Here is a 12,446-nt window from a genome sequence, read left to right as displayed (position 1 = left end):
GAGCACCCGGTGCCGCCAGTCAACTCAAGTTAACTCGAAAGTGGGGATACGTCAGCCATGGGTCAGGTTGACAGGGCCGCAGCGTTGGCGCCATAATGTTGGCGGGATGGCGGAATAGTTGCCCTGCCGGTCGGGTGCCAGGTGGGGAGTGTCGGACGGGTCAGAACGGAGGTCGGCTGAACATATCCGAGCGGCGCCTGCTACTGTGCGGCTACTACGGGTTCGACAACGCCGGAGACGAAGCGGTGCTTCTGGCCCTACTTCAGCAGCTTCGCCGGCACCTCCCCGACTGGAAGCCGGTAGTGCTGTCCGCCGACCCGCAGGCCACCGGCCGCATCTACGGGGTGGAGGCCTGTGACCGGTGGCGCCCGGCGGAAGTCTGGCGGGAAATCAGGCGGTGTACTGCCCTTATCCACGGCGGGGGGAGCCTGCTGCAGGACGTTACCGGCCGCAGCAGCCTGCTCTATTACCTCGGCCTGATCTGGATGGCCAGGCTTAACCGGAAGCCGGTCTTCGTTTACTGTCAGGGTTTGGGTCCCCTGGTACACGCGGACTCCCGGCTTCTGGTAGGGATTACCCTGGCCCGAACCGAGGGAGTGGCCCTGAGGGACGAGGAATCTGCCTCCCTTCTGGCCTCGCTGGGCGTGAGCCGGCCGGCCCTGGTGGCCGCCGACCCGGTACTGACCCTGGATCCGGCGGCGGCGGATACGGAAGGTGCACTCCGGGCGCTGGCCCGCCTGGGGATCAATCCGGGAAAGGGCCCCCTGCTGCTGGTCAGCCTCCGCCCGCTTCCCTCTCCTTACCGCGACCGCCAGCCGGGCCTGGAACGGGCGGTCGCGGCCGCGGTGCAGCACTTCCGCTCGGAAGGCTGGCAGATACTGGTGCTACCCCTGCACCGGGCCTTCGACCGGGAGATCTGCTGCCGGATAGACCCGTCGGCGGTTCCGGAGGAGCCGTTACCCCTACCGGTTGTCCTGGGGCTGTTTTCCCTGGCCGACCTGGTAGTAGGCATGCGCCTGCACGCCCTGATCTTCGCCGCCCTCTTCCGCCGCCCCCTGGTAGGCCTAATCTACGACCCCAAGGTAGCGGCCTTTCTGGGACAGGTGGAGGGCGCGGGATTGGCGGCCGCCGGTTTAGATCCCCGGCTCCTGATCGAGGTGGCGACCGAGGCCTGGGAGCGCCGGCAGGAGTGGTCGGCCGGTCTGTCTTCACGTCTGGTCCCCCTGATCCGACGGGCGGACTCGGCCGCCGAATGGCTGAAGCTGCAGCTGGAGGGAAACCCTCCGCAGGCTTCGCGCGTCTCATGATACGACGGAGGTCTTGCCCTGATGATGGACGACAAACCCCCGGCTACTGCCGGCCCCGGTCTGGCCCGGGCTGCGGCTCTGATTGTGGCCCTTACTCTGGTCAGCCGGGGCCTGGGCTTCTTGCGGGACGTGATCATCGCCTGGGCTTTCGGCGCTTCCGCCGCCACCGATGCCTACATGGTGGCCTACACCTTCCCCTACTTCCTGCAGTCGGTCCTGGGCGTGGCCCTGGTGACGGTAATGGTGCCGGTGGTCAGCCGCTACCTGACGGAGGAACGGCGGGAGGAGGCCTGGTCGGTAAGCAGCTCGGTAGTCAACATTATGGCCCTCTTTTTTGCCCTGGTCACCGTGGGAGGAATCCTGGCCGCAGACCCCCTGGTGCGGGGGCTTGCCCCGGGCTTCGATCTCCGGCAGGCACAATTGGCGGCAGAACTTACCCGCATCATGTTCCCTTCCCTGGTCTTCGTTGGGGTGGGCATGCTGCTGAGCGGCGTTCTGAATGCCGGCTGGCAGTTCGGCCTGCCCGCTCTCGCGCCCGGGATGGCCAACGCGGTGATGATACTGGCCGTATTACTGTTCGGCTCCAGGTATTTCATTCACGCCCTGGCCTGGGGAACTCTGGCCGGGTTCGCAGCCTTCTTCTGGACGCAATGGCCGGGTTTGAAGCGCCTGGGCTTCGGCTACCGCTGGCGCTGGGAGTTTCGGCACCCCGAGGTGCGCAAAGTGCTGGGACACGTCCCCAACGTGGTTTTCGCCGTGGCGGTAAACCAGATTTACCTGGCCATGAACCGCTTTATCGCCTCGGGACTGGCCCCGGGAAGCATCACCGCCCTGGACCTGGCCTTCCGGGTGATCAACCTGCCGGTGGCCGTATTCGCCACTTCGCTTTCCACCGCCCTTTTCCCCGCCTTCAGCCGCCAGGCGGCGCGCGCGGACCTGGAGGGCCTGGGAGCCTCAACGCTGAAGAGCCTGTGTGCCCTCATGGTGATCATGGTTCCTCTGAGCGTGGCCACGGCGCTCTTGCACGAGCCTCTGGTACGCCTGATCTTCCAGCGCGGGGTATTCGGAAGCGCCGGTACCGCCCTTACCGGCACCGCCCTTTTCTATTTCTCCTTCGGCCTGGCAGGCCTGGGGGCCGGTCTGCTTCTCACCCGCGCCTGCTACGCCCTGGCCGAGGTCCGGGTACCCACCCTGGCGGCGCTGGCTTCGGTAGGGGTGAACGCAGCCCTGAGTCCCCTCCTGGCCCAAAGCCTGGGCCACGGCGGGCTGGCTCTGGCCAACTCCCTGGCGGCTACGGTCAACGCCGCCCTTATCTTCTACGGCCTATCCCGCCGCCTGCCGGCCCTGCGGCCCTGCCCGGTGCTGGCAACCCTGGCCCGCGCCCTGGGAGCTTGTATTCTGCCGGCCGCAATGGTAAGCTTGGGTTTACACTTCTGGCCCGCCCGCGGTCTGGGTCCGGCCGCGCTGGCGCTGGAGGTGACGCTCCTGGTCCTGGCCGCAAGCGGGCTCTATCTGGCCGTCGCCAGGGCCATGCACCTGCCGGGAATCGACTGGCTGTCCAGACTCAGACCCGGCCAGCGATCCTGGTAAAATATAGTTTGGGGAAGGATTCCTGGAGCGCCCGTCGAATACAAAGACCGTCGAGCCGCGAACGGAAGGAAAGAAAATAATTGGAAGCTAGGGAAATACTGAGCTTATTGCCGCACCGCTACCCCTTTCTGCTGGTGGACCGCATCCTTCTTCTGGAGCCGGGCAAGCGGGCGGTGGGGATCAAGAACGTTACCCTTAACGAGCCGATGTTTCCGGGGCATTTCCCCGGTGACCCGGTGTGGCCGGGGGTGCTGACCCTGGAGGCTCTGGCCCAGACCGGCGCCGTTGCCTTGCTGGCCCTGCCGGAATACCGGGACCGGGTCCCCTATTTCGGCGGGATAGACCGGGCACGGTTCCGGCGGCCGGTCTATCCCGGCGATCAGCTGCGGCTCGAGGTGGAACTCCTGCGGGTGAGGGATACGGCGGGAAGGGGTCAGGGTAAGGCCTGGGTTGAACAGGAATTGGTGGCGGAGGCGGAGTTTCTCTTCGTCATTCGCTAGAGGAAGCGCAACCGGAGAGACTCTGGGGGAGGCAGACAGTGCTTTTACCGGCCGTTCTTACCGCTTTTGTTTTGTGCTATCTGATCACCCCCCTGACGCGGCGGTGGGCCCAGCGCTGGGGGGCGGTGGACGTAGGCGGCGAGCGCAAGGTCCACCACCGGCCCACTCCGCGTCTGGGAGGCTTGGCCATTTACCTGGGGTTCACGCTGGCCCTGCTGGCCTTCGGCCGGTTTCCCCACGTCTGGGGGCTGGTGGCCGGCGGAACCGTGGTTTTTCTGGTAGGGGTGGTCGACGACTTTAAGGGTATCAGCCCCAGAGCCAAGCTGGCCGGGCAGGTCGCCGGCGCGGTGCTGGCCTCGCTCCTGGGGGTACGGGTGGAGTTTCTCACCAATCCCTGGGACGGCCTCATCTTCCTGGGAGGTTTCAGCCTCCCGGTCACGGTGTTGTGGTTGGTGGCCATCACCAACGCCCTCAACCTGATCGACGGCCTGGACGGCCTGGCCGCGGGGGTGGCGGCTATCGCCGGCGCCTGCCTGGCGGCCGTGGCCTGGCTGGAAGGGCAGGGCCAGGTGGGCGTCGCCGCAGTGGCGCTGGCAGCCACGGCGGCCGCCTTCCTCCGCTACAACTTTCATCCCGCCCTCCTGTTTATGGGCGACAGCGGCGCCATGTTTCTGGGCTTCAATCTGGCGGCCCTGGCCGTGCTGGGCACGGCCAAGAGCACCACGGTGCTCTCCCTCCTGGTGCCGGTGCTGGCCCTAGGCCTCCCCATTCTGGACACCTTTTGGGCCATAGTGCGGCGCCTGGTCCAGGGCCGGCCGGTGTTCTCCGCCGACAAGGAGCACCTGCACCATCTCCTGCTGCGGATGGGTCTAAACCAGCGCCAGGCAGTGCTACTTATATACGGGATGCATACCTCGCTCAGCCTTTGCGCGGTTCTCCTGGCCATGCTCACCACCGCCCAAAGCCTGCTCATGCTGGCGGCCATCGTGATCGCCGCCGTGGTGGTGGCCAACCTGCTGGGCTTCTCCCAAAAGAAGGAGACCCAGCCGGCGGAGCACCGCAACCGGCACGGGTTCCAGCCGGGAAGGCCGTCGGTTTAAAGGGGTTGCCCGGCGGGGCAGGATACTTTCGGTAGGAGGTAGCCTCGTGCGCGTGCTCTTGATCAACCCGCCCTCCAAGGGAATTTACTACCGGCTCGGGTTGGTGCTGCCTCCCCTGGGACTGGCCTACCTGGCGGAAATGGTGCGCCGGCGCGGGCACGAGGTCCAGGTCCTGGACCTCAACGTGGACCGGCAGGCGTTGGACGGCCTGGACTGGTCCCGGTGGGACGTGGTGGGTATCTCCGGCGATACCAGCCGCCACCCCGAGGCCCTGGACATCGCCCGCCGGGCCAAGGAGGCGGGCAGAACCGTGGTTATGGGCGGATACCACGCCACCTTCATGGACGCCGATACCCTGCAAACCGGAGCCGTGGACTACATAGTGCGGGGGGAAGGAGAAAACGTCTTCCCGGAATTGGTAGACTGTCTCGGCGCCGGGGGCAACCCGGCCGACGTGCCGGGCATATCTTTCCTGGTGGACGGCCAGGTCTGCCGCACCCCGGACGCCCAGCCGGTAAGGGATCTCGACGCCCTACCCCTGCCCGCCCGGGACCTTCTTCCCATGCACAAGTACCGCCACAGCCACCTCAGCGGTCGCCTGCTCACCAGCATGGTTACCAGCCGGGGCTGTCCGCACAACTGCTTTTTCTGCTCTTCTTCCAGCTTTGCCGGCCGGCGGTGGCGGGCCCGGAGCGCCAAGAACATAGTGGACGAGATTGAACATCTCACCGACCGCTACAACTTTAAGGCCATAGCCTTCCTGGACGACAACTTCACCCTAAACCCCCGCCGGGTACTGGAGGTATGCCAGGAGATCACCAGGCGGGGCCTGGACATCTTCTGGTGGTGTTTTTCTCGGGTGGACACCATAGTTCGTAACGAGCGTATGGTGGAGGAAATGGCCAGGGCGGGAGCCAAGATGGTCTTCCTGGGCCTGGAGAGTGCCAGTGAAGCCATGCTGCAGGCCTACAAGAAGGGCTTCACCACCGATGTTGCCGCGCGGGCGGTAAAGCTGTTAAAGAGCTACGGCATCCGGGTTTGGGGAAGCTTCATAGTAGGCGGGCTCTCGGAGACCCGGGAGACCATCCGGCAGACCGTGGAGTACGCCCGCTGGCTCAATCCGGACATCGCCGAGTTTTCCATTCTGACCCCGTTTCCCGGGACCGAGCTCTTTCGCCGTGCCCAGGCGGAGAACCGCATCGCCACCTACGACTGGTCGCGCTACGACGGCGGTCACGCGGTAATGCGGACCGAGAAGCTGACCCAGCGGGATATTGCCCTGGAGACCATCCGGGCCTACATACGCTTTTACGGCCGGTGGTCGCGCCTCGGCCAGATCCTTTCCGGCCTTAAGGATTTTGTGTCCGCCCAGAAAGTCTAGCTCTCGAGGTGAAACGGAGGAGGATGGAAACGCCAACCGAGACCCGGTGGACGGGGCTGCAGGCCGTAATACCTGCCGATTGCGGCTCCGTCCTGTGGTGGTCTAACGGAGAAGTGGGGCTTTCCAGTCGCCCACCACGGGAGGTGGTTTTGGCACTGGCCCGACGGCTGAGTGTAGACTGGGGCGGCCTCCGGTGGCGGTTGCGCCGTCTGGTGGGTAACCGGCCCCAACCGGGTGTTCTACCGCTACCACTGGCGCCGGGCCTGACCCTGGTACCCCTGCCCATGCGCCGGGGACCCCGTTGGGGTTATGTGGTGCTGGAGCGGGTGGTCTTCTACCGCCGCTTGGAGCAATCGCCTTTCCGCAGCGAAGTGTGGCTGGAAAACGGCTTTGGGCTGCGTACTCTGGCCCCGGTACCGCTGCTGCGCCGGGCATGGTGCCGAGGCCTGGCAGCGAAGAACCTGGTATGGACGGACGGCCAAACGGCACGGCTGCCGGCCGGGTGGAACGAAGAAAGGATAGCTGCCAGTCAGGCCCGACGGGGATGAGACTAGGACTGGGGAAAGGGGGGATACTAAGCATAATGAGGTGGGCGACATGAGGGAATTGCTCTGGGACGGGCTGGCCACGGTGGGCTTTCTCATCGGCGGTCTCTTGCTTCTTTACTATCTGCGCCATAAGGAGCGCGTCTGAGGGGACGCCAGCGTGGACCTGGCTAGGGTAGTGGTTCAGACCGTCCTGGCCTTCACCGCGATCATGGTCTATGCCCGGCTGCTGGGTAAACAGCAGGTGGGGCAGCTGACCTTCTACGAATATGTAAACGGGATTACCTTTGGCAGCATTGCCGCCGTTCTGGCTACGGATGTGAGTTCGGGCCGTATATGGGTTCATTTCCTGGGTCTTACGCTTTTCGCCACCCTAACTTACTGCATGGGTCTGGTGGCCATCAAGAGCCGGCCGGCGCGGCGGCTGATCGCCGGGGAGCCGACCATCGTGGTGCATAACGGCAAGGTCCTGGAAGGAAACATGCGCAAGATGCGCTACAACCTGGACGAACTGATCATGCAGCTCCGCGAGAAGGACATCTTTAACCTCTCCGATGTGGAATACGCCATTCTGGAGCCCAACGGAAGCCTGAGCGTACTCCCCAAGTCCCAGAAAAGGCCGGTCACTCCCGCCGACCTGGGGGTACCCACCCCTTACGAGGGCCTGGCCAGCGAGCTGGTTATGGACGGGCAGGTGATATTCCAGAACCTGCAACAAAACGGTCTCAGTCTGGAATGGCTGCGAAACGAGCTGGCCAAGCGCGGCATTACCGACCTCCAGCAAGTGGCCTATGCCGCGCTCAATACCGATGGCTCGCTTTACGTGGATCTGAGGTCCGACCGCCTGCAGCAGACGGTGGACATAACCGACCTGCCGGAGACGCCGGTAGCGCCGCCGAAAAACTATTCTACCTGGGGGGAGAGCCGTGAACATCAAGTTCGGAACTGACGGCTGGAGGGGCATCATCGCCGACGATTTTACCTTTGCCGGTGTGGCCAAGGTCGCCCAGGCCATTGCTTCCCACCTGCGGGACCAGGGCCAGAACCGTCCGGTGGTCGTAGGCTACGACTGCCGCTTCCAGGCAGAGGACTTCGCCGCGCGGGCGGCCGAAGTCCTGGCCGGTAACGATTTTTCGGTACTACTGGTTGACCGGCCCACCCCTACTCCGGTGATTGCCTTCGGCGTCAGGTATTATCAGGCCGCGGGAGCCATTATGATCACCGCCAGCCACAACCCGGCCCGTTACTGCGGTCTAAAGTTCATTCCCGCTTATGCCGGTCCGGCCTCGACCGATGTTACCCAAGCCGTGGAGGCCCGCCTGGAGCAGGATCCCCAGCCCCGCCTCCTCTCTCGGACCGAAGCCGAAAAGAGAAACCTCTGGAGCGAGGTAGACCTGCGGGAGGAATACTTTGCCCACCTGGGGAACCTGGTACGGCAGACCCCCGCCCGGCGGCTCAAGATAATCGTGGACGCCATGTACGGTACCGCCTCCGGCTATGCCGACGACTTCCTGGCGGAAATGGGGTTTCAGGTGCAGGTCCTGCACGGCGAGCGGGACCCGCTATTCGGGGGCCGGGCTCCGGACCCGGTGGCGGCCAACCTGTCGGCCCTGGCGGAGGCCGTCACCCGCGAAGGAGCAGACCTCGGCCTGGCCCTGGACGGGGATGCCGACCGCTTTGGAGTAATAGATGCTGCCGGCGCCTTCTGGTCGGCCAATAAGGTGTTGGCCCTGCTGCTTTATCACCTCATTCAAAGCCGAGACTGGCACCAGGGCGAAGTGGTCCGCACCTTGGCCACCACCCATATGCTGGACGCCCTGGCCGGACGCTTCGGTCTTACCCTCACGGAGACCCCGGTGGGCTTCAAGTATGTGGGAGAAAGGCTCGCGGCCGGGGCCCTCTTCGGCGGAGAGGAGAGCGGGGGCCTCAGCCTGGCCGGGCACGTTCCCGAGAAAGACGGCATACTGGCCGCCTGCCTCCTGGCGGAAATGGTGGCCACCTACGGATCCCTGGTCTCTTGCCAGCGCATGCTGGCCCAGCACATAAGGCTTAAGGAGAACCGCCGTTGGGACCTGCCTCTGGCCGTGGAGGAGACGGAGCGGCTTTCCCGATTCCTGGCCGGGTACCGTCCGGAGGAAGTCGCCGGCCTGACCGTGCTCGCGCGCCAGGACAAAGACGGCGTAAAGCTGCTCCTCGAGGACGAAAACTGGGTGCTGATACGACCGTCGGGCACCGAACCGGTGGTCCGCATTTACGTGGAAAGCCCGGACACCGCACGTCTGGAACCGCTTGCCCGGGCAGTCGCCAGGGATTTGGGACTGAAGGGCTGGGAGTAATCCCAGCCCTTCAGTCTGCACCTTCTCACCACATCGGCTCGGTTCTTCCTTACTTAAGCTCCTCTTCTATCTCGGCGACAATCTCCTTGACCCTTCTTATGTGTCCCTCCTTACCGTGGGACCAGACTTACCCGTAGCGGGAGCGACACTGAAACGGTTTCCTACCGCCGGAATCAACCAGATAGCGTCCGCGAACCACCCGTTTGCCGCCCTCGCTCAACTATGCCTGGTTGCCGTAGGAGCGTTTATACTCCTTGGTTAGAACCAAATCCTGGAAGAGAATCGGCCGCTTGGGGTCGTCCACTCGAGCGAACACCAAGGGGCAGTGCCAGAGCCCGGCCGGAATGTAGACCACGGTGGCGGTAGTCAGGACGAACTCGCTCATGGCGTCCTGCTCCTTGCCCAGGCTGATGCGAACCTCCCCTCCCAGCTCCGGCAGGTTGGTAGGGTCGCCGCCGATAAACATCAGAACCTGGTCGAAGTCGTGCACCATGGGCTGGGGTTCCATGACGAAGGGCTCGGTTATGGCCTCCCAGCTCAGCATGAAGCTGTGGCTCCCGACCTCACCCTGGTTCCGGAAGCGCAGTATCGGCGCCATGATCTCCGGATGCCGGGTTTCCGCCTTAAGCCGCTCCGCCCGGAAAATGTACCGTTCCAGTTCGGCCTGATCCACGTTCGGCACCCCCTTTCCTTTGACTGAAAAAGTTGAGAGCAGCGTTCGCTGCCTCCTTAGGCTCCCCTCTCAACATAACTGGCCTAGCCTCTCAGGTACTCCTCTCGGAGCTCCGTCAGTAGTTCTTCCGCAAACTGCTTTCTTGCCGCCTCGTCAAGTGTGTAGAGCCGAGGCACCCACTCCATGTTCCGCAGGTTCTCCAGCACCATGGGTATGAGATCAAACGGCAGCGATATCAGGAACCGCCCCTCGGGAAACAGCTTCTTGGCCTTCATGCCGTAGCCTATGCCGGTGACGGTGTAGTTCAACTCGCCGGTTACGTACGGATACACCAGAATCCAGGCACAGCTGAGCACCGGCGTGATTCTGGAGGTCAAGGGCCGGCCGGTAGAGTAGCTTGCCGCCCTCAGTATAACCTCGGCCTGATCCAGTTCGGCGGCAATAACCAGCACGTCCGGCTCGAAGGGCAGGTCATCCAGACACGCAAGGGCCACGTACCTTACCGTACCCTTCCCCAGCCTGGGAATGGCCTGATAGATACGCCGATTGGCCCGGGGCTCCTCATAAATGCCCTCCTTTGCTCCGACATGGCCGCTGGCGAAAATCGGGTCCGGATCCCTCATGCCCAGCAGCACCGGACCCATACAGGTCATGTGTTGCTCGTCGATGCAGAAGGCGCGCCTTTCCTGAGCCTCCTTTAAGGTTTCGCAGAGGGGAAGGTTCCTGTCGATCACCTCTATTCCTTCCAACCTGTTGAGCAGGAACTTGACGCCCACCGGCTTAATCTTAAAACCAAACTTGTTCAGTATTGAGTAATCGTGACGCATTGACCCACACCTCCGGCAGCGGCTCCTCTGATGTGCCGCTAAACCCCAAGTATAATTGCCTCCGGCGCCGCAGTCGCCGCCTTTCAGCCGGTCTCCACCTCCCCACCGCCCGCACGAACCGATTCTATCCGAACTTCAGGCCGCCCTCAAGCTCAACCTGGCCACCGCAGGCATTTAGGCCAGGAATATGCCTATCCCCACAGGGGGAACCGCCCACCCTCGGATGCCATTGCACATTAAGGCCGCCGGTCGCGCCGGGTCATACTTTTACGGGGACGACCATCTACACGCTACAGCAGCTTCGGAAGGACCAGCGCTATCTGCGGGAATAACAGCACCAGGACCATGGCCACTACTACGGCCAGGATGAACGGGATTACTCCCCGAAACACCACGTGCAGGGGGACCTTGGCAATGCGGGCTACGATATAGAGGTTCATGCCGTCCGGAGGGGTAATCAGGCCGGCCTCGATGGACATCACTCCCAAAACCGCGAACCATATCGGATCCAGACCTAAAGCCGCCACAATAGGGTATAGTACCGGGACGGTGAGCATGATCATGGCAATGGAATCCATGGCGCAACCCAGCACTATCCACAGCAGCAGTATTCCTGCCATCACCAGCAGGGGCGAAACCGAGAGGTTGGCAAAGAATTCGCTCAGGCTAAAAGGAAGCATGCTTGCTGCCAGGAAATTAGTGAACAACATCGCTCCGATAAAGATTATAACTATCATGCCCGTGGTTGCCGTGGCACGCAGCATCGCCACCCACAGCCGTTTCCAGGTAAAGACGCGCCTGACCATGGCGACGACCACGATGCCCAGAACGCCGGCAGCACCTGCCTCGGTGGGGCTGAAGAACCCCAGCGTAAGCCCACCGATTACCAGCAGAAACACCACCAGAATGTCGGTAAGCCCCGTAACGGAAGCCAGTTTCTCCCGGGCGCCGGTCAAGACAGGGGTCGCTGACCGTTCTGCTCCACCCCCACTTCTGGCCACAAGAAAGCATACCAGCACGAAGAATCCCATGAGCAGCAGCCCCGGCAGGATGCCCGCCACGTAGAGCTTGGCAATGGATTGCTCGGTCAGCAACCCGAACAGTATGAACCCCATACTGGGGGGGATCAGGATGCCCAGAAGGCCTCCGGCGGCGACCGTTCCGCAGATGAAGTCGTCCTTATACCCGTACTTCTTCATCTCGGGAATGGCAATACCCCCTATAGTCGCCGCAGTGGCCGGACTGGATCCGCAAACGGCGGCAAATGCGCCGCACGCGGCAATGCTGGCTATGGCCAGGCCACCCCGAACTCTTCCGAGCAGCCGGTAGGCCGAGGCAAAGGCCCTCTCGCTCATTCCCATGGTGCCGGCCAGTTCCCCCATGAACACGAACATGGCCACCATAGCCATGTCATAGCTGGCGGCGTTGGCCAGAACCTGGTGGCCCAGCATGCCCAATGCCGTTTCCAGGGAGGTCAGAACGGCAATCCCCGCGAACCCGACCAGTATTAGGGCAAAGCCAATTGGAAATCTGAACAGCAGTATTAGGGCCAGAAGTATCAGGAAGCCAGTAATGCCGACGCCCACAGGTGACATGCCTGCTTCACCTCTTTGCCAGTTTAGTCGCGGTCACTACTGCCAGTAGAGCGAAGCCAAACGCCAGGGCAAACTGAAAGGCGTACATGGGCAGGCCCAGGGTGCTGGTCATTTCCCTGCGCCCCAGGGCCTCCAGAGCGTCCGCCAGCAGCCTGTAGGCAATCGTCAGGGACAGCACGCTGACCAGCAACGTGTTGATTACGGCTATGAGGCTTCTCACCCGCGGCGGAAACCGGTCGAAGACCAGTTCCACGGCGATATGTCCTTCCTCCAGAGCGGTGTAGGCTATGGCCAAGCACACCACCAGGGCGAACCCATACTGAACGAGCTCGTAGGTACCTATGATCGGGCGGCCCAGAAGGCGGCCGAATATGTTGACAATTAGCAGGCCGGTCAGCACAATCATGATAAGTGCGGATAGGCCGTTCGCCGCCGTACAGGTTTTCTGAACCCCACTTCCCAAACTACCCAGGGCGTCCCTGTCCTTCACCGCGCAAGCCTCCCTCCCGGTGGACCCTCCGCCGGCGCCACCTCGTCCTTTCCCGGCCGGGGCCCGGAGAAGCCGACTCCGGGCCCCAAGAGCGCCGGCCTA

Annotated in this window: 12 protein-coding genes; 8 read left to right on the top strand and 4 right to left on the bottom strand. The window is 63.2% G+C overall.

Features of this window, described 5'->3' with window-relative positions:
- Positions 1-95: 95 nt before the first annotated feature.
- From csaB to NUV99_10670, 8 genes are all read left to right on the top strand, one after another.
- Entirely contained in the window at positions 96-1,307 is a 1,212-nt protein-coding gene (gene csaB, locus NUV99_10705) for a polysaccharide pyruvyl transferase CsaB (GenBank protein MCR4420568.1), read from the top strand.
- 21 nt (positions 1,308-1,328) lie between these two features.
- Positions 1,329-2,897, top strand: a complete 1,569-nt coding sequence (murJ, locus tag NUV99_10700; GenBank protein ID MCR4420567.1) for a murein biosynthesis integral membrane protein MurJ — start codon at positions 1,329-1,331, stop codon at positions 2,895-2,897.
- An 80-nt stretch (positions 2,898-2,977) separates the two neighbouring features.
- Entirely contained in the window at positions 2,978-3,397 is a 420-nt protein-coding gene (gene fabZ / locus NUV99_10695; GenBank protein ID MCR4420566.1) for a 3-hydroxyacyl-ACP dehydratase FabZ, read from the top strand.
- Positions 3,398-3,435: 38 nt separating this feature from the next.
- Positions 3,436-4,497 (top strand): undecaprenyl/decaprenyl-phosphate alpha-N-acetylglucosaminyl 1-phosphate transferase, encoded by a 1,062-nt coding sequence (locus tag NUV99_10690; GenBank protein ID MCR4420565.1) that lies wholly within the window; start codon positions 3,436-3,438, stop codon positions 4,495-4,497.
- 46 nt (positions 4,498-4,543) lie between these two features.
- Positions 4,544-5,878, top strand: coding sequence for a B12-binding domain-containing radical SAM protein (locus tag NUV99_10685; protein MCR4420564.1), 1,335 nt, complete (start codon positions 4,544-4,546; stop codon positions 5,876-5,878).
- A gap of 23 nt (positions 5,879-5,901) precedes the next feature.
- Positions 5,902-6,426: a hypothetical protein gene (locus NUV99_10680; GenBank protein ID MCR4420563.1), complete on the top strand. Its 525-nt coding sequence runs from the start codon at positions 5,902-5,904 to the stop codon at positions 6,424-6,426.
- Between the two features lie 208 nt (positions 6,427-6,634).
- Positions 6,635-7,372 (top strand): DUF421 domain-containing protein, encoded by a 738-nt coding sequence (locus tag NUV99_10675; GenBank protein MCR4420562.1) that lies wholly within the window; start codon positions 6,635-6,637, stop codon positions 7,370-7,372.
- Positions 7,350-8,759, top strand: a complete 1,410-nt coding sequence (locus NUV99_10670; GenBank protein MCR4420561.1) for a phosphoglucomutase/phosphomannomutase family protein — start codon at positions 7,350-7,352, stop codon at positions 8,757-8,759. The genes NUV99_10675 and NUV99_10670 overlap by 23 nt, the downstream gene beginning before the upstream one ends.
- 220 nt (positions 8,760-8,979) lie before the next feature.
- On the opposite strand, the gene NUV99_10665 is transcribed toward NUV99_10670, so the two are convergent.
- The 4 genes from NUV99_10665 to NUV99_10650 all read right to left on the bottom strand — a co-directional run bounded on the left by NUV99_10665 (position 8,980) and on the right by NUV99_10650 (position 12,344).
- A complete protein-coding gene (locus NUV99_10665; GenBank protein ID MCR4420560.1) occupies positions 8,980-9,432 on the bottom strand; it encodes a hypothetical protein in 453 nt (150 codons plus the stop codon).
- Positions 9,433-9,515: 83 nt separating this feature from the next.
- Complete coding sequence (locus NUV99_10660; GenBank protein ID MCR4420559.1) at positions 9,516-10,259, bottom strand: DUF169 domain-containing protein; 744 nt, start codon at positions 10,257-10,259, stop codon at positions 9,516-9,518.
- A gap of 290 nt (positions 10,260-10,549) precedes the next feature.
- Positions 10,550-11,854, bottom strand: coding sequence for a TRAP transporter large permease (locus NUV99_10655; protein MCR4420558.1), 1,305 nt, complete (start codon positions 11,852-11,854; stop codon positions 10,550-10,552).
- A 7-nt stretch (positions 11,855-11,861) separates the two neighbouring features.
- The gene (locus tag NUV99_10650; protein MCR4420557.1) at positions 11,862-12,344 is read right to left on the bottom strand and encodes a TRAP transporter small permease; all 483 of its coding nucleotides are present in this window, start codon (positions 12,342-12,344) and stop codon (positions 11,862-11,864) included.
- Between the last annotated feature and the right edge of the window lie 102 nt (positions 12,345-12,446).

The sequence above is a fragment of the Clostridia bacterium genome (assembly GCA_024653205.1).
In the GTDB taxonomy this organism is placed as follows: Bacteria; Bacillota; DSM-521; order Neomoorellales; family SLTJ01; genus JANLFO01.
This window is presented reverse-complemented; position numbering and strand designations above follow the sequence as displayed.